Source organism: Stenotrophomonas sp. TWI273, assembly GCF_039674765.1.
GTDB lineage: Bacteria > Pseudomonadota > Gammaproteobacteria > Xanthomonadales > Xanthomonadaceae > Stenotrophomonas.
Genome location: NZ_JBDJOA010000004.1, coordinates 255,027 through 271,632 on the forward strand (window position 1 = coordinate 255,027; position 16,606 = coordinate 271,632).

The window sequence follows — 16,606 nt, forward strand, 5'->3', positions numbered from 1 at the left end:
TGCCTGGCAAAGGAGCAAACGTCATGGCACAAGCAAAGAAAATCGGGGTCGTCGGCGCCACCTTCCTGGTGGCCGGCAACATGATGGGGTCGGGGGTGTTCCTGCTGCCCTCCAGCCTGGCCAAGATCGGCACCGCCTCCATCTGGGGCTGGCTGATCACCACGGCCGGCGCGCTGCTGCTGGCGTTCGTGTTCGCCAAGCTCGGCAGGCTCGCGCCCAAGGCCGGTGGCCCGTATGCCTATGCACGCGATTGGTTCGGCCCCTACATGGGCTTCCAGACCAACACCATCTACTGGTTCGCCAACTGGATCGGCAACGTTGCCATTCCGATCGCGGCGGTCGGCTACTTCAGCTACTTCTTCCCGATCCTGTCCGAGCCGCTGCCGCGCTGCATCGCCGTGCTGGCGCTGGTGTGGGCGCTGAGCTTCGCCAACGTCATCGGCCCGTCGTTCGTCAGCAAGCTGCAGACGGTGACCACCAGCTTCGCCCTGGTACCGATCCTGGGCATCGCGATCTTCGGCTGGTTCTTCTTCGATCCGACCATTTTCAAGGGCGCCTACAACGTCTCCGGTGAATCCAACTTCGGCGCGATCTCCAGTGCGGCGGCGTTGACGCTATGGGCCTTCATCGGCGTGGAATCGGCGTCGGTGACCGCGGGTGTGGTCGAAAACCCCGAGAAGAACGTGGCCCGCGCGACGCTGGCCGGCGTGTTCCTGGCGGCGATCGCCTACATCGCCAGCTCCTCGGTGATCATGGGCATGGTGCCCAACGGCGACCTGCAGGTGTCCGATGCGCCGTTCGCACTGGCGGCTGCCAATGCGGTGGGCGGCTGGGGCGGGGCGCTGGTGAGCCTGTGTGCGTTCGTGGGTGCGGCCGGCTCGCTCGGCGGCTGGATCCTGCTGACCGCGCAGAGCGCCAAGGCCGCCTCCGATGACGGTCTGTTCCCCAGCATCTTCAGCAAGACCAACAAGGATGACGTGCCGGTAAAGGGCGTGCTGATCGTGGCGGTGCTGATGACCCTGGCGGTGCTGGTCACCTCCACCTCCAAGACCGCCTCGGCCCAGTTCGATGTGATCACCTCCGCGGCGGTCGTGCTGACGCTGCTGCCGTACATCTACTCCTGCGTGGCCTGCTATTTCGTGGTGGAGCGCTCGCACACGCTGGTCCATACCGGCGCGTTCTGGCTGCTGACCAGTGTCACCGTCGTGTACTGCCTGTGGGCGATCTTCGGCTCGGCCGGCAACATCGTGCAGTACGCCTTCCTGTTCGTGTTGTTCATCACGGTGTTCTATCCGTTCTTCAGCGAGGAGCGTCGCCGCCAGCGCGGCCAGCTGCCCGCGCTCGACGCCGCCGTCCGCACGACGCTTTCGTGATCTTCCCCCAGGAGAATCCCTGTGTACTTCAAGTCCCTTGATTACCCGATCATCGTCATCGACGATGACTACGAATCCCCGCGCATCGGCGGCATCCTGATCCGTGCACTGGTGGACGAGCTGCGCAAGAATGACCAGCGCGTGCTGTGCGGGTTGACCCTGGCCGATGCGCAGGCCGGTGCGCGCACCTATGTGGCGGCCTCGGCGGTGCTGATCTCCATCGATGGCACCGAGGAGAACCCGGAGCAGTTCCAGCGCCTGCTGGGCTTCCTGCGCGAGCAGACGGCCCGGCGCGCCAACCTGCCGGTCTTCCTGTACGGCGAACGACGCACGATCGAGAAGGTGCCGAGCAAGCTGCTGAAGTTCGTGCACGGCTACATCTTCCTGTTTGAAGACACCAAGAGCTTCATCTCGCGCCAGGTGATGCGTGCGGCCGAAGACTACATGGCCAATCTGCTGCCACCGTTCTTCAAGGCCCTGATCCACCACACCGCCGAATCCAACTACTCCTGGCATACGCCCGGGCATGCCGGCGGCGTGGCGTTCACCAAGTCGCCAGTGGGACGTGCGTTCCACCAGTTCTACGGGGAGAACACGCTGCGCAGCGATCTGTCGATCTCGGTGCCGGAGCTGGGCTCGCTGCTGGACCATACCGGCCCGATCAAGGAGGCCGAGAACGAGGCGGCGCGCAACTTCGGCGCCGACCATACCTTCTTTGTCACCAACGGCACCTCCACCGCCAACAAGATCGTCTGGCACGGAACCGTGGGGCGGGGCGATGTGGTGTTCGTCGACCGCAACTGCCACAAATCCCTGCTGCATTCGCTGATCATGACCGGCGGCATCCCGGTGTACTTCACCCCCAGCCGCAACGCGCACGGCATCATCGGCCCGATCAGCCTGGATCAGTTCACCCCCGAATCGCTGCAGCAGGCCATTGCTGCCAACCCGCTGGCGAGCAAGGCCTACAAGGCCGGGTCCAAGCCGCGCATCGCGGTGGTGACCAACTCGACCTACGACGGGCTCTGCTACAACGCCGAGAAGATCGCCGAGGAGATCGGCAGCGCGGTGGACTTCCTGCATTTCGACGAAGCCTGGTACGCCTACGCCGCCTTCCATCCGTTCTACGAGAACCATTACGGCATGGCCAAGGGCAAGCCGCGTGAGCAGGATGCGATCATCTTCACCACGCACTCGACGCACAAGCTGCTGGCCGCGTTCTCGCAGGCCTCGATGATCCACGTGCGCAACGCGGCTTCCCGTGAGCTGGACGCCGAGCGCTTCAACGAAGCCTTCATGATGCACACCACCACCAGCCCGCATTACGGGGTGATCGCGGCCTGCGATGTGGCCTCCAAGATGATGGAGGGCGCGGCCGGCGAATCGCTGGTGCAGGAGATGCATGACGAAGCGATCGCCTTCCGCCGCGCGATGCTGCATGTGCGCGAGGACCTGGGCCGGGACGACTGGTGGTTCAGCGTCTGGCAGCCGGACAAGCTGGAGCGCTCGCTGGCCAAGGGCGACGCACCGGCCCCGATGGTGGCCAAGCGCAGCGAGTGGTACCTGCAGCCGGATGCGCACTGGCACGGCTTCGATGGCCTGGTCGACGACTACGTGCTGATCGATCCGATCAAGGTGACCCTGCTCACGCCCGGGCTGTCGATGGACGGCGAAATGGGCCAGCGCGGCATTCCGGCCGCGGTCCTGAGCAAGTTCCTGTGGACCCGCGGCATCACGGTGGAGAAGACCAATCTCTATTCGGTGCTGTTCCTGTTCTCGATGGGCATCACCAAGGGCAAGTGGAGCACCCTGGTCACCGAGCTGATGGCCTTCAAGGAGCTTTACGACTGCAACGCGCCGTTGACCCGCGCGCTGCCGCAGCTGGCCGCCGAGTTCCCGATCGCCTACGCCGGCTGGGGCCTGCGCGATCTGTGCGATGCGCTGCATGCCTTCAACGCCGAGTTCGGCGTGGCCCAGGTGATGCGCGCGATGTACGTGGATCTGCCCGAGCCGGTGATGACGCCGGCCGAGGCCTACGACCACCTCGTGCGCGGCCAGATCGAGCGGGTCGACATCGAGCAGATCAGCGGCCGTATTGCCGGGACCATGCTGGTGCCGTACCCGCCGGGCATTCCGACCATCATGCCGGGTGAGCGCTTCGGCACCAGCGATGAGCCGATCATCCAGTCGCTGCGGATCGCCCGCGAGCAGAACGCGCGTTTCCCGGGCTTCGAGTCGGATGTGCACGGGCTTATCATCGATACCGACGGCGATGCGCCGAGCTACAAGGTGGAGGTGCTGAAGGTCTGACGCCTGCGCGCAGGACCCTCGGCCAGCGATGGATACAGCACGCGAGCAGCGGGTCCTCACGTTTTCCATCGGGGTGACGATGGCGGTCAGCGCCATCGGCTTCGTCGGTGGCCTGCTGGTAGGCTCGCAGGCCATCCTGTTCGACGGCGTCTACAGCCTGGTGGATGTGGCGCTGACCCTGGTGGCATTGTCGGTGCTGCGGCTGGTGGCGCGGGAAGAAAGCCCGCGCTTCCAGTATGGGTACTGGCACCTGGAGCCGATGGTGGAGGCCCTTGGCGGGGCGATCCTGTCGCTGGCCTGCATCTATGCGTTGGCCAACTCGGTGATCGGGCTGACCACCGGGGGTCATGAGGTCAAGGCTGGGCCTGCGCTGCTGTGGGCCGCCGTCCTGTGCGTGAGCAACCTGGCCATGGCGGCGTTCGTGCGTACCCGTGCGATGCAGCTGCATTCGGCCCTGCTGTGGCTGGACGTGCGCGCCTGGCTGCTCAGCGGGTTGATGAGCCTGGCCGTGGTGCTGGCCTTCGCGATCGCCTTGCTGCTGCGCGGTGGCGCGCATGCCCACTGGATTCCCTATCTGGATCCGCTGGTGCTGGCCGCGATCAGTGTCGCGGTGTTGCCGGTACCGCTGCGCAGCGCCTGGAAGGCCATGCGCGAAGTGCTGCAGGTGGCGCCGGATACGCTGGATGCGCGCGTGCAGGCGGTGATGAAGGACTTCGTCGTCGAGCACGGCTATCTGGATTTCACCAGCCACGTGGCCAAGATGGGCCGCATGCGCTTCGTCGAAATCCACATCCTGACCCACCCGGACACGGTCATCGGCACCATCGGGAACGTGGACCGGCTGCGTGATGAGATCGCCGAGCGACTGGATGCGCGCGGCAGTGAGTTCTGGCTGACGATTGATTTCACGGCCGATCCGGCCTGGACCTGAGGCGCGCAGGCGGAACCTTGATGTCTGCACCGCAGCATTCCAAGGCACTGCGTTGACCTCAACCGCAGTTGAGGCCGGACACTGCGCGCCAACCCCCTGAAGACGCCTGACCCATGTTGATCGATGCTCCTGTTGCGCCCGCCGGCCTGTTCGGCTTCATCAATCCGTCCGGCCTGTACGACCCGACCGGGAACGGCTATTCCCACGTGGCGGTGGTCCGGCTGCCGGCACGCGTGATCCACATCGCCGGGCAGGGCGGGGAAACCGCCGATGGCGCTCTGTCGCCGAGCTTCGAGGCGCAGGTTGCCCAGGCGCTGGACAACCTGAGCCTGGCGTTGGCCTCGGCCGGTGCAACCCTGGCCGACGTGGCCAAGCTGACCGTACTGGTGGTGGATCACGATCAGGATCGGCTCGGCATCCTGTCCGATCAGATCGGTCGCCGCTGGCCCTTGGGTCGTGCGCCGACCTGCACGCTGATCCCGGTGCCGCGCCTGGCGTTGGACGGCATGCTGTTCGAGATCGAGGCAACGGCTTACACCGCCTGAACACCTTGGGCGAACGCCCCACACATCAATATATGAAACATATATGATGCGTATATCAACATTCAGAGGGCTGCCCATGGGCATCGTCAACATCGACGACGAACTGCACGACAACCTGCGCCGCGCCAGCGGCGTCTCCGGCCGTTCGATCAATGCCCAGGCGGGCTTCTGGATCAAGATCGGCATGCTGTGCGAGATGAATCCCGGCTCGACCTACCAGGATATCGTCAACCGCGAGCTGCGGGCCGCGGGCGTCGAGCCTGGCGCGTTGCGGGTGGCCGAAGCATGATCAAGACCGCTGAAGAACAGGCACTGATGCGCGCATCGGGGCGCCTGCTGGCCCAGGTGTTCGAAGCCTTGGACCAGCTGCCGCTTGAGGGCATGAGCACGCTGCAGGTGAACGACTGGGTGGAACGTTTCATCATCGATGAACTGCACGCCCGTCCGGCGAGCAAAGGCCAGTATGGCTTCGCTTACGTGCTCAATTCCTCCATCGACAACGTGGTCTGCCATGGCGTGCCATCGTCGGATGACATCCTGCGCAGCGGCAGCATCGTCAATCTGGACATCACTCTGGAGAAAGGCGGCTACATCGCCGATTCCAGCAAGACCTATCTGATCGGCGAGGTGGACTACGCGGCCAAACGGTTGGTGCGGGTGACCCGCGAGGCGATGTGGAAGGGGATCGGGGTGGTGCGCCCGGGGACGACGCTGGGTGACATCGGTTTCGCGATCCAGCAGCATGCCAAGGCGCACGGCTACAGCGTGGTGCGGGAGTTCTGCGGCCACGGCATCGGCCAGGAGATGCACGAAGAGCCGCAGGTGCTGCATTACGGCCGTCGCGGTGATGGGCTGGAACTGGAGGAAGGCATGACCTTCACCATCGAGCCGATGATCAACCAGGGTCGCGCGGCCATCGACATGAGCGACGACGGTTGGACCGTCACCACCCGTGATGGAAAGCTCTCGGCGCAGGCCGAGCACACGGTGCTGGTGACTGCCGATGGCGTTGAGGTCTTGACCCTGCGCACGGGCGAGCGGCTGCCCGACTGAACCGCCTCATTCGCTACGTGTGGCCACCAGCTTGAGAAACGCCTCGTTCTGATACCGGCTCATGCGCAGCTGCTGGCCGGTATCCATGGTCACCACGTGGTGGCCGTTGAACCACGGGTGGATCGCTTTGACCCGGCGCACATTGACGATCGCCGAGCGGTGCACGCGCGCGAAATGCCGCGGGTCCAGGCGGGCGGCGAGGGTGGCCATGGTCTCGCGAAGCTCGTGCACGCGGTCGACCAGGTGGATCTCGACCGTGTTGCGCGCGGCCTTGATCCAGACGATGTCATCCACCGCCACCAGCACCACATGCTCGTCCACGCGCACCGGGATGCGCTGCAGGTAGTCGTCCCGCTGCCGCAGTGCATCCAGCGCCTGCAGGATCTGCATCGAGGCCTGTGAGCCCACGCCGCTGGCCGCCGACAGCCGCGCCTTCGCCCGCTGCAGCGTGGCGGCAAAGCGCTCCCGGCTGAACGGTTTGACCAGGTAGTCCACGGCATTGGCTTCGAAGGCTTTTACCGCGTACTGCTCGTAGGCGGTGACGAACACCGTGGCCGGCATCCGCTCCGCGCCGATGGTGGCGACCACGTCCATGCCGGTGATCGCCGGCATCTGGATGTCCAGGAACACCAGGTCCGGCGACTGGTTGCGGATGGCATTCACCGCCGATACGCCATCGCCGCATTCGCCTAGGATCTCGACATCCGCATCATCGCGCAGCAACCGGATGACCGCATGCCGCGCGATCGGCTCATCATCCACCACGAGCACGGTGAGGCTCATGCCGGTGCACTGCCCGGGAAGAACTCGGGTGCGTCGTCGGCGCTCTCCAGTTCCCGGAATGGCACGCGGATGCGGCACACCACCCCCTCCGGCCACATCATGTCCAGCCTCACCTCGGCCGCCTCGCCGTAGAGTTCCTTCAGGCGCAGGCGGGTATTGGACATGCCGATCCCGTGCCCGGCCGCTGCGGTTGGCTCGGCCGTCAGCGTGCTGTTGCGATTGCGTACCTCGATGCACAGTGCGTCACCGTCGCGGCGGGCCTCGATCTCGATGGTGTCGCTGCCCAGGCGTTGGCCGATGCCATGACGCAGGGCATTTTCCACCAGCGGCTGCAGGATCAGGCTGGGCACCGCGCAGTCCAGCGTGTCCGGGGCGATATACGTGCGGGTGGTCAGCCGATCCTTGAAGCGGATGCGCTGGATGCCCAGGTACAGCTCGATCAGGTCCAGCTCCTGGCGCAGGCGGATCTCCTGGCCGTCATAGTCTTCCAGGAAGGCACGCAGCAGATCGCTCAGGCGCAGCAGCATGTCCTCGGCCGAGACCTTGTCCTCGTCGAGCAGGGTAATGATCGCGTGCAGGGTGTTGAACAGGAAATGCGGCTGCAGCTGGGATTTGAGCGAGAGCAACCGCGATTGCGCCAGTTCGGTGGCCAACTGGCTGGCTTCCAGTTCGCGCCGGGCTTTCTCAGCGTGGAAGTGGATCGCCTGCTGGATGGCGAACAGCGTCCAGTAGGTCAGCAGTCCGATGGCGAAGTGCTGCTCCAGGAAGTAGCCCAGCTGCTGAAAGAAACCGCTGGGCTCGAACAGGGTGGAGACCATCGCACCCACGATCATCGCAATGAACGTCATGCACAGGCTGGCCACCACCTGGGCACCGAGCCCATGCAGGCGCCCGACGCCGCGCACCGGGAAGCGTTCGGCGAGGCGGAAGACGGTGGGGGCCAGCGCGGCCCACGTGTACCACTGGATCAGCGACCAGCGCATGAGGTCCCAGAGGGGCCATCGACTGTTCGGCAGGCCGGCGTTGATCGAGGTCTGGAGCGCAAACACCAGGGCCACCGTCGTCCACAGGGCGATATAGCGGGACAGGCGGATCCGGGTGCTGCCGAGGCGGATGTACATGGTCGATTCCGGGCCAGGCATCTCTGGCGACGCTCATCTTAGGCAGGCGGGGGGAGCGCGGGAAGCGCCATGACGGCCCATTACGATTGGCCACGTCGTGGCGACGATTCGTCCCGGATCGGTTGGCGGATCCGGCCAGCAGGCGCGTGATGCGGGCGTCCATCACCCGCCTGGAGCACCACCATGATCCTGATCCGACCCCTCCTGCTCGCCTCGTTGATGTGCGCCGGTACCGCCCACGGCGCAGAGGCGCGTTACCTGGGCCTGCTCAACCGGGCGCACGACAGCGTGGTGACTCTCGACGTCGTGCCTGCAGGCTCGGAAGCGTTCTCGCCCCGGTCGATCGATGTCCTGGCGGGTGGCGGCGGCAGCGCCATGGTCCGCCTGGCCGACGAAGGCTGCCGGTTCGATCTTCGTGTCGCGTTCCGCAACGGACGACGGGTGGTCTACCGCGATGTGGATGTCTGCAGGGGCGACACACTGGTCATCGCACCGCTGAAGAAGACACCCGGTGATCGTGCGGTCGCGCTGGAACCACGGACGCCAACGCGTGGCCGATAGCAGGGGTCGCGGCGAGTGCGGTCCGACGTCCGCGCTTAAGGACCCGTAGGTGGCATGTGCTGCTCCACCAGCCTCGCGACCCAGTCGATGAATACCCGCAGCTTGGCGCTGACATGCCGGTTTGGCGGGAACGCGAGATAGAGCGGCATCGCATCGATGTGCCACCCAGGGAACAGCCGGACCAATTCACCGGCGGCTACATGCGGGGCGGCCATGTAGTCGGGAAGCCATAGCGCGCCCAGGCCCGCCACGCCTGCGGCGAGGTACGCGTTGCCATCATCGACCGCAAGCAGCTGGCGTCCCCTCACGGTGACCTGTTCGTCGCCACGTTGCAGGGTGTAGGGCAGTACCGTGCCACTGCGCGAGCGAAGGTAGCCGACCACGCGATGCGGGGCCTGCTCCAGGTCCTGCGGATGGGCGGGTAGGCCTGCCTGCTGCAGGTAGGCCGGCGAGGCGTGGATGGCCGCCGGCAGATCGCCGATATGGCGGGCGACCAGAGATTGATCCGTAATCTGTCCACCCCGGATCACGCAGTCCACATTCTCGTCGATCAGGTCGACGTGGCGATCGCTGACGCCCAGATCGAGCTGGATCTCCGGATAGCGGGCCAGGAAGTCGCGCAGCGCAGGGACCAGCACCAGCCGCGCAAACGGGGCAGGCACATCCACCCGCAGCCGCCCGCGCGGGGCTGACGCCGCACTGGACAGACTGGTTTCTGCATCATCGATATCGGCCAGCAGCCGGATCACGCGCGCGTAGTAGGCCGCCCCATCGGCAGTGACATTCACCTGCCGGGTGGTTCTGTTGAGCAGGCGCACCCGCAGCCGCGCTTCCAGCTGCTGCACCAGTTGGGTGACTGTGGTGCGGCTCATGTGCAGCGTCTGGGCCGCCTTGGTGAAGCTGCCCGTGTCCACCACCCGGGCGAAGGCCTGCATTGCATCGAACCGGTCCATCTGCCTTCCACGGGGAGGATGATTGTTTGGATTCTACAAACAATGTGGGACAGCAGACCGCGTTTATCCGGTGCGCATGGCGGTCTACTGTGGCCTTTCATTCGTGATGGGCCGGTATCGGCGCAAGGCAGAGGTGGTTCATGGCAACACGTGACGTCGTTTTTCCGCCGGGCCGCCAGGCCCTGTACGAGCGCAACCGCTACTCGCCGGCAGTGCGGTCCAATGGCTTCCTGTTCGTGTCCGGCCAGGTCGGCAGCCGCGAAGATGGCTCGCCCGAACCCGAGCTGGAGGCGCAGGTGCGGCGTGCATTCGACAACCTCAGTGCGGTGCTCGGCGCGGCCGGCTGCACGTTCGATGATGTCGTCGACGTGACCGTGTTCCTGGTCAATCCCGAGCAGATCTTCGAGCGGGTGTGGGCCGTCGTTCCGGAGTACTGGGGTGAGGCGCCGTATCCCACGCTCACCGGTATCGGCGTGACCTGGCTGTATGGATTCGACGTGGAGATCAAGGTGATCGCCAAGCTGCCGTAGCACGCCTTCACGCCGTGACGGCTGCACCTTGCCGATAGTGGGCCGTCATCCTGCTTCCTGTTGCGGACCCACATGCCCCTGATTCCCGAGCGCGTGCGGCGCTGGCCCCGGCCGTGGCGCGTGGCGTTGCTCTCGCTGCTGGCGCTGTATGCGCTGTACCTGCTGGCGGGCAATGTATTCCTCAATACGCCGCTGTTCGATGCGGTGACCAACCGCAAACCTGAAAAATTCACCATGCAGACCGGGCCGGCACTGACCCTGATGCCTGGGCAGGCCGTGGTCTGGAACATCCGCATGCGCGGCCAGGCCAATCGAACGCAGTATGTGTTCCGTGCCGACCGCGCGAGTGCCTGGATCGATCTGCCGGCACTGTTGCGCAAGGAAGTGCGCATTCCGCGCATTGATGCGACAGGGGTGGAAGCCGAGGTCGAGCGGGTCGAAAAGGCGATCCCACCACCCCCGCGCGGTGACCGTGGCTGGACGCTGCGGTTCGATGCGATCCACAGCGACACCATCCGTAGCGGGCGCTTCGGCAAGCTGCTGATCGTGGGCCAGGGGCACGGTAACGTCGGTTTCCTCAAGCAGCTCAAGGGCGGCCCGTCGGAGCTGTTCGATTCCACGGCGGGCTTCGATGATGCCCAGGTCAGCTTCGACGGTGTCAACGTGCTGGACGATGCCCAAATCGCCGCGCGCTTCCACTTCCCGCGGCACTATCGTGATGACGCGCCGGGGTTGCAGAAACTCGGCATCACCTGGGCGCAGCTGCAGATCGATGCGCGCAGCCAGGGCCTGCGCATCGATACCGGCGGCCCACATGTCAAGGTGGGTAGTGCGGTCTCCAATGCACGCCTCACCGCGGACGTAACGCTGGAAGAGGGCGCCCTGCGACCGGGCAGCCGGTTGGTCTGGCGGCTTCCCCTGCACGCGGGCGTGAACGCCGATGACCGCGGCCTGCTGTCCCTGCAATTGGATGTGGCGCAGGACATGCGTGTCCAGGCCCGGCTCCCGCGTGACCCGGAAACGGGTAGCGAACTCAATGCCGATCTGCGCGTGACCGGCCGGAAGATTCCGTTCCAGGCGCCGGCCGAGCTGCTTCCGCGGCTGTCTGGCAAGGTGCAGGGCGCCTGGCAGTTCCAGTCGCTCAACTGGATCAGCGATCTGTTCGTGAAGAAACCCTGGTTCCACCTCGACGGCGGTGGGCTGCTCAAGGCAGACGTCGTCATCGCCGACGGTCAACTGGCGCCGGGCAGTACGGTGGATATCCCGCAGGTGGCCGCCGTAGCCGAGGTTGCAGGGGTCCGGATGCGCGGCGACGCCCACGCACAGGGTCGGATCGCGGAGGGCGAACCACCGCAGGCCGAGCTGAAGGTACAGATCCCGCGCTTCCAGGCTGCGCCAACCAACGCGCCGAAGGCGGTGTTGTTCGATGGCCGCCAACTGGCGCTGACCCTGCGCGGGGATGCGCGGTTGAAGCAGTTGAGCGACGGCATGCGCGCCCAGCTGCGCTTCACCGATGCGCGGGTGCCCGACCTCACCGCCTACAACCGTTATCTGGGCAACGACAACGTGCGCCTGCTCGGCGGTACCGGTCTGCTCAGCGGTGATGTGTCGCTGGATGCCTCCGGTCGGGTAGGCAAGGGCAGTGCCGATCTTCGTGGCACCGGCGCCCGGCTCAGTGTGGCCGGCATCGCGATGCGCGGCGATGCGCAGCTGCAGGCGCGTCTGCAGCGTGCGGATTTCGACAGCCGCCAGTTTGATCTCGGTGGCACCACGGTGGACCTGCGCAACATCCACGTAGGTGATGAAAAGAGTGACGGGCGTTGGTGGGGCAAGGTGGCGATCCGCAGTGGCCACATCGATGCGGCCGCGCCGTTCCAGGTGGATGGCCTGGCCGACCTGCGCCTGCGCGATGCCGGGCCGTTGCTCGGCGTGTTCGCCCAGCGCAGCGAATACCCGCGCTGGGTGCTCGGGATGCTGGATTCCGGAGAGGTGCAGGCCAGTGGGCAGCTGCGCTGGCGAAGTGGCGAGCTGATCGTGGAGGATCTGCAGGCCGAGAACGAGCGACTGTCCCTGCAGGCGCGGCTGGATCTGAGTCATGGCAAGCGCCGTGGCGATCTCTACCTGCGCTGGGGCGTGCTGGGGGCCGGCATCGAGCTGCAGGGCGAGCAGCGCAAGTGGCACCTTGCCGGGGCCCGCGACTGGTATGCGGAGCAGCCGCGGCTGCTGCCGGCCAAGCCCGCCGCAACGAAGCCGGGTGACGGCACGCGCTGACCGGACGCATCTGTTCCCCCCTGGCCGGGCGTGGCTTGGTATCCTCGCCGCGCCCACTGTCTGGTGACAGCGTGCCTTTTCGCCGTCATCGACCCGTCATCCCATGAGCAACAGCACCCACCGCGTCCAAGGCCTCAACAACGATGAGGTGGCCGCCGACTGGCCCGCCATCACCGACCGCGAGATCACCTGGCTCAGTGAGCGCTTCGCGCCGCTGGCGGGCGCGTGCCGGCTGCTGTGGCACAGCCCGCGACCGATGTCCGCCGCGGCCATTGTCGAGAGCGACGCGGGCCGGGTGTTCGTCAAGCGCCACCATGGCAGCGTCCGTACCGCGGCTGGCCTGGGCGAAGAGCATCGTTTCATCCGGCACCTGGCCGATCACGGCGTGCCCGTCGTCGAGGTACTGCGTGACCGCGATGGCGCCACTGCGGTGGAGCACGAAGGGTGGACCTACGAACTGCATGGCGTGGGCCATGGCCAGGATCTGTATCGCGATGCGCCCTCCTGGACGCTGTTGACCGATACCGCGCAGGCGCACGAAGCGGGGCGGATGCTGGCCAGACTGCATCTGGCATCGGCCAGCTACCACGCGCCCCAGCGCAGCACTCATCTGCTGGTTGCCCGCGATGACCTGATCCGTGCCGCTGATCCCATCGCCGCCCTGCAGGCCGGGCTGGACGATCGCCCCGGGTTGGTGGCCTATCTTGCGCGGCAGGACTGGCAGGCCGATCTGCAGCGGGCGGTGCTGCCATGGCATGACGGCCTGGCCGAGCGGCTGCAGGCCGAACCGCGCCTGTGGGCGCACAACGACTGGCACGTGTCCAATCTGCTATGGCGGCTGGACGGCAGGTCCACCGTGGTCGATACCGTGCTCGATCTTGGGTTGGCCTCACCGACCAGTGCCTTGTTCGATCTGGCCACCGCCATCGAACGCAACGCGATTGCCTGGCTGGCGCTGGAAAGCGGCGAGGCGGCGGTGCGCGTGGATATCGCGCTGGCGCTGCTGGCCGGCTACCGCGCGATCGTGCCGCTGTCTGCCGAGCGCGTCCACCTGCTGGCCGATCTGCTGCCGATCGTGCAGCTGGATTTCGCACTCTCTGAAGTCGAGTACTTCGAGGCCGTGACCCACTCGCCGGCCAATGCCGACGTGGCCTACCACACCTTCCTGCTGGGGCATGCTGACTGGTTCAGCAGCCTGGCAGGGCAGGGCCTGCTGAAGGCGCTGCACGCCGCCGCCTGAGCGCAGGCTCGCAAATCCGTACGGTTTGTAGTGAAATAGTCACAGAAGCGGGGGTGCCTGGCGAAACCAGGCTGAGAGAGTCCCTTGGAACCTGATCCGGTTTGCACCGGCGTAGGGAGCTTTGAGCAGCAGGCATACCGCCGTGATGGGTCGGTGCGCGTGCTCGCCTTCGCTTCGTCTCCCCCAGCTGATGACGAATCGAATGAACCGTTGCTTCCGCCCCACGCTGTTGTCCGCCGCCCTCTGTGCCGCGCTGCCTCTTCATGCCAACGATCTCGCGGACGCGCCCGAGCGCTCGCCGACCGAGCTCGCCGCCGTGCGCGTGCAGGCGCATCAGCCGGCGTCCACCGCCACGCAGACCAGCAGTTTCGGCGCGGGTGACTGGAAGAGCACGCCGGCATCGGTGAACGTGCTGGATCGTGACCTGCTGGACAGCCGCCAGGTGCGCACGCTGTCCGAGCTGGCCAGCAACGATGCCTCGCTGGGCGACAGCTATGCACCGGTCGGTTACTACCAGAACATCGCGATCCGCGGTTTCCCTCTGGATACCGGCACCGGGTATCGCTTCAATGGCTTGGCCATCACCGGCGAGCAACGCCTGGCGCTGGAGAACATCCAGTCGGTGGAGATCCTCAAGGGCGAAGCCGGCCTCGCCGCGGGCGTCATGGCGCCGGGTGGGATCATCAATTACGTGGGCAAGCGCCCGGCCGAGGTCCGCAACGTCACCCTCGGCACCGATTCGGAAGGCTCGCGCTATACCGCGGTGGATCTCGGCCATTGGCTGTCGCCGCGCTTCGGCGTGCGCTTCAATGCGGCCTGGGAAGACAGCGATTCCTATATCGACCATGCCGACGGCCGCCGCAACTTCTACTCGCTGGCCACCGACTGGCTGATCGGCGAACGCGGCAAGCTGGAAGTGGCTGCCAACTACCAGACCAGCGCGCAGCGCTCGGCCTCGGGCTATCAGCTGCTGGCCGCCACCGGGCTGCCGCGCGGCGTGGACCGCAAGCACCTGCTGGGGTACCAGGCCTGGCAGCGGCCGGTCGGCATCGACAGCACCAACCTGACCGCGCTGCATACCTACGATTTCAGCCCGAGCTGGCAGTCGCGGGTGTCGGCCAGCTACAGCCGCTCGGTGATCGACGACAACGTCGCCTTCGCCTACGGCTGCTACTACGCCGCCGGATGCGCCGATGGCAGCGTGCCGGGCAACTACTTCGCGCCCAACGGCGATTACGACATCTACGATTACCGCAGCCCGGACGATACCCGCCGCAACCTGGAATTCCGTGGCGAGCTGCGCGGCAGTTTCGCCACCGGCGATATCCGGCACGAGTTGAGCGTGGGTGCGGACCGTTTCGAGCGCACCGTGGACAAGCGCCGCAACGTCAACGAATACGTGGGCACTGCCAACATCCACGATGCACAGGTGCCGCAGTTCGACCCGTCGCCGCTGATGCCGGGCCCGTCCGCGCGGCGTCTGGACAGCGCGCAGACGGCGGTCTTCGCACTGGACCGGATGAGCTTCGGCGATTGGCAGTGGCTGGCCGGTGGGCGTTTCGTGCGCCTGGACGAGCGTGCCTACGACAAGCGTGGCAACCCGGAGCGGCACAGCCGCCTGTCGCGCTTCCTGCCGCAGACCGCGCTGGTCTGGAAGGCGACCGACGAGGTCAACGCCTATGTCAGCTACGTGCGGGGCATTTCGCTCGGCCAGGAAGCGCCGTTCTGGACCTCCAACGAAGGCACGTTCCTGCCCGCGGTGCTGTCGCGCCAGACCGAAGTGGGCGTCAAGTATGTGACCAGCGATGCGCTGACGTTGGGTGCCGCTCTGTTCCGCACTTCGCAGCCGTTCCAGTACGCCAAGCCGGACGGCAGTGATGCCGGCTACACCTTCGTCGAGGAAGGGCAGCAGACCCATACCGGGCTGGAGCTCACCGCACAGGGCCAGCTCACCGAGCGCCTGTCGCTGACCGCCAGTGCGAGCGTCCTGCGTGCCCGTGCACGCGATGTCGGCACGCCGGATTACGAAGGCCACCAGCTGATCAACGTGCCCAAGACGCGCGCGACCGTGCATGCGGAATACCAGCTGCCGTTCGTGACCGGCCTGGGGCTGACCGGTGGTTGGCGTTACGCGGCCTCCAACGTGGCCACTGCCGATGGTCGCGTGAGCGCACCGGCCTACAGCGTGTTCGACGCGGGCCTGCGCTTCAAACATCAGCTGGGCGAGCATCCGGTGACCTGGAACCTCTCGGTGGACAACCTGTTCAACCGCTTCTACTGGCGCGATACCGGCAGCAGCTCGGGTGACTACTACCTGTTCCCGGGCGCGCCGCGTCAGGCCCGTTTGTCGGTGACGTTCGCGCTATGAACCCGGCGATCCTGGAATGGTCGGCGGCCGGCGTCAGCATGCTCGGCGTGTGGCTGATGACGCGCCGGGTGCCCCTTGCCTGGCCGGTCGGTCTGATCTCGGTGGCCCTGTACGCGCTGGTGTTCGCCGAGGCCCGGCTCTACTCGGACACGCTGCTGCAGATCGTGTTCGGCGGCTTCCTGGTCTACGGCTGGGTGCGCTGGCGTGGCCAGGTCGAGGACGATGGGCGGGTCGCGATCGTGCCGCTGGCGCGGGTGGCCATGTGGCGTGACCTCGGCATCGGCGTCGCCTTCGGGATTGCGCTCGGCGCGGCGATGCACTTCCTCACCAATGCAGCGTTGCCGTGGCTGGATGCAATGCTGGCTGCGCTGAGTCTGGTCGCCCAGTGGTGGCAGGCGCGACGTCACACGGCCGCATGGTGGCTGTGGATCCTGGTCGACGTGGTCTACGTCGGCATGTACATGGTCAAGTCACTGCACGTGACCGCGGTGCTGTATCTGGTGTTCGTCGGCCTGGCCGTGATGGGGTTGCGGGCATGGACGGTGGCGCGCAACGACGCGCTGCTTC

General features: G+C 66.1%; 14 protein-coding genes, 1 pseudogene and 1 riboswitch. Of the genes and pseudogenes, 12 read left to right on the forward strand and 3 right to left on the reverse strand.

All coding sequences use genetic code 11. The annotated features are described in order from the left end of the window. Positions 1-23: 23 nt before the first annotated feature. From adiC to map, 6 genes are all read left to right on the forward strand, one after another. Complete coding sequence (adiC, locus tag ABE571_RS07640; RefSeq protein WP_121037144.1) at positions 24-1,373, forward strand: arginine/agmatine antiporter; 1,350 nt, start codon at positions 24-26, stop codon at positions 1,371-1,373. Positions 1,374-1,394: 21 nt separating this feature from the next. Continuing rightward, positions 1,395-3,683 carry an Orn/Lys/Arg decarboxylase N-terminal domain-containing protein gene (locus tag ABE571_RS07645; protein ID WP_346462606.1) on the forward strand — a complete coding sequence of 763 codons (2,289 nt, stop codon included), beginning with the start codon at positions 1,395-1,397 and terminating at the stop codon, positions 3,681-3,683. 28 nt (positions 3,684-3,711) lie between these two features. Further along, the gene (locus tag ABE571_RS07650) at positions 3,712-4,614 is read left to right on the forward strand and encodes a cation diffusion facilitator family transporter (RefSeq protein WP_313211162.1); all 903 of its coding nucleotides are present in this window, start codon (positions 3,712-3,714) and stop codon (positions 4,612-4,614) included. A 113-nt stretch (positions 4,615-4,727) separates the two neighbouring features. Continuing rightward, complete coding sequence (locus ABE571_RS07655; RefSeq protein ID WP_346480841.1) at positions 4,728-5,159, forward strand: RidA family protein; 432 nt, start codon at positions 4,728-4,730, stop codon at positions 5,157-5,159. A 76-nt stretch (positions 5,160-5,235) separates the two neighbouring features. Then, the gene (locus ABE571_RS07660; protein WP_346462602.1) at positions 5,236-5,448 is read left to right on the forward strand and encodes a ParD-like family protein; all 213 of its coding nucleotides are present in this window, start codon (positions 5,236-5,238) and stop codon (positions 5,446-5,448) included. Beyond that, the gene (gene map, locus ABE571_RS07665) at positions 5,445-6,212 is read left to right on the forward strand and encodes a type I methionyl aminopeptidase (protein WP_346493486.1); all 768 of its coding nucleotides are present in this window, start codon (positions 5,445-5,447) and stop codon (positions 6,210-6,212) included. The genes ABE571_RS07660 and map overlap by 4 nt, the downstream gene beginning before the upstream one ends. A 6-nt stretch (positions 6,213-6,218) precedes the next feature. On the opposite strand, the gene ABE571_RS07670 is transcribed toward map, so the two are convergent. Further along, on the reverse strand, positions 6,219-6,995 hold the full coding sequence (locus ABE571_RS07670; RefSeq protein ID WP_346493487.1) for a response regulator: 777 nt from the start codon (positions 6,993-6,995) through the stop codon (positions 6,219-6,221). Further along, positions 6,992-8,116 carry a histidine kinase gene (locus tag ABE571_RS07675; protein WP_346493488.1) on the reverse strand — a complete coding sequence of 375 codons (1,125 nt, stop codon included), beginning with the start codon at positions 8,114-8,116 and terminating at the stop codon, positions 6,992-6,994. Before ABE571_RS07675 ends, ABE571_RS07670 begins: the two co-directional genes overlap by 4 nt. A 183-nt stretch (positions 8,117-8,299) precedes the next feature. Between ABE571_RS07675 and ABE571_RS07680 the strand changes: the two genes are divergently transcribed. After that, positions 8,300-8,677 carry a hypothetical protein gene (locus ABE571_RS07680; RefSeq protein ID WP_346493489.1) on the forward strand — a complete coding sequence of 126 codons (378 nt, stop codon included), beginning with the start codon at positions 8,300-8,302 and terminating at the stop codon, positions 8,675-8,677. A 35-nt stretch (positions 8,678-8,712) separates the two neighbouring features. Here ABE571_RS07680 and ABE571_RS07685 read toward each other — a convergent pair whose 3' ends face one another. Next, entirely contained in the window at positions 8,713-9,630 is a 918-nt protein-coding gene (locus ABE571_RS07685) for a LysR family transcriptional regulator (RefSeq protein WP_346493490.1), read from the reverse strand. Positions 9,631-9,770: 140 nt separating this feature from the next. Here ABE571_RS07685 and ABE571_RS07690 point away from each other — a divergent pair, with 140 nt between their 5' ends. The 5 genes and pseudogenes from ABE571_RS07690 to pnuC form a co-directional block, all read left to right on the forward strand. Beyond that, complete coding sequence (locus ABE571_RS07690) at positions 9,771-10,160, forward strand: RidA family protein (RefSeq protein ID WP_313211170.1); 390 nt, start codon at positions 9,771-9,773, stop codon at positions 10,158-10,160. A gap of 72 nt (positions 10,161-10,232) precedes the next feature. Then, positions 10,233-12,431: a hypothetical protein gene (locus ABE571_RS07695; protein WP_346493491.1), complete on the forward strand. Its 2,199-nt coding sequence runs from the start codon at positions 10,233-10,235 to the stop codon at positions 12,429-12,431. A gap of 103 nt (positions 12,432-12,534) precedes the next feature. Then, the gene (locus ABE571_RS07700) at positions 12,535-13,671 is read left to right on the forward strand and encodes a phosphotransferase (RefSeq protein WP_346493492.1); all 1,137 of its coding nucleotides are present in this window, start codon (positions 12,535-12,537) and stop codon (positions 13,669-13,671) included. Positions 13,672-13,710: 39 nt separating this feature from the next. Then, a riboswitch (TPP riboswitch) is annotated at positions 13,711-13,806 on the forward strand. Between the two features lie 67 nt (positions 13,807-13,873). Then, positions 13,874-16,039, forward strand: a complete 2,166-nt coding sequence (locus ABE571_RS07705; RefSeq protein WP_346493493.1) for a TonB-dependent siderophore receptor — start codon at positions 13,874-13,876, stop codon at positions 16,037-16,039. Beyond that, positions 16,036-16,587 (forward strand): annotated as a pseudogene (pnuC, locus tag ABE571_RS07710) (nicotinamide riboside transporter PnuC); the annotation flags it as partial. The gene ABE571_RS07705 and the pseudogene pnuC, both read left to right, overlap by 4 nt. Between the last annotated feature and the right edge of the window lie 19 nt (positions 16,588-16,606).

Coding starts and splice junctions, on each gene's coding strand:
- adiC (WP_121037144.1), top strand. CDS start 24: ATGGCACAAGCAAAGAAAATCGGGGTCGTCGGCGCCACCTTCCTGGTG.
- ABE571_RS07650 (WP_313211162.1), top strand. CDS start 3,712: ATGGATACAGCACGCGAGCAGCGGGTCCTCACGTTTTCCATCGGGGTG.
- ABE571_RS07655 (WP_346480841.1), top strand. CDS start 4,728: ATGTTGATCGATGCTCCTGTTGCGCCCGCCGGCCTGTTCGGCTTCATC.
- ABE571_RS07660 (WP_346462602.1), top strand. CDS start 5,236: ATGGGCATCGTCAACATCGACGACGAACTGCACGACAACCTGCGCCGC.
- map (WP_346493486.1), top strand. CDS start 5,445: ATGATCAAGACCGCTGAAGAACAGGCACTGATGCGCGCATCGGGGCGC.
- ABE571_RS07670 (WP_346493487.1), bottom strand. CDS start 6,995: ATGAGCCTCACCGTGCTCGTGGTGGATGATGAGCCGATCGCGCGGCAT.
- ABE571_RS07675 (WP_346493488.1), bottom strand. CDS start 8,116: ATGTACATCCGCCTCGGCAGCACCCGGATCCGCCTGTCCCGCTATATC.
- ABE571_RS07680 (WP_346493489.1), top strand. CDS start 8,300: ATGATCCTGATCCGACCCCTCCTGCTCGCCTCGTTGATGTGCGCCGGT.
- ABE571_RS07685 (WP_346493490.1), bottom strand. CDS start 9,630: ATGGACCGGTTCGATGCAATGCAGGCCTTCGCCCGGGTGGTGGACACG.
- ABE571_RS07690 (WP_313211170.1), top strand. CDS start 9,771: ATGGCAACACGTGACGTCGTTTTTCCGCCGGGCCGCCAGGCCCTGTAC.
- ABE571_RS07695 (WP_346493491.1), top strand. CDS start 10,233: ATGCCCCTGATTCCCGAGCGCGTGCGGCGCTGGCCCCGGCCGTGGCGC.
- ABE571_RS07700 (WP_346493492.1), top strand. CDS start 12,535: ATGAGCAACAGCACCCACCGCGTCCAAGGCCTCAACAACGATGAGGTG.
- ABE571_RS07705 (WP_346493493.1), top strand. CDS start 13,874: ATGAACCGTTGCTTCCGCCCCACGCTGTTGTCCGCCGCCCTCTGTGCC.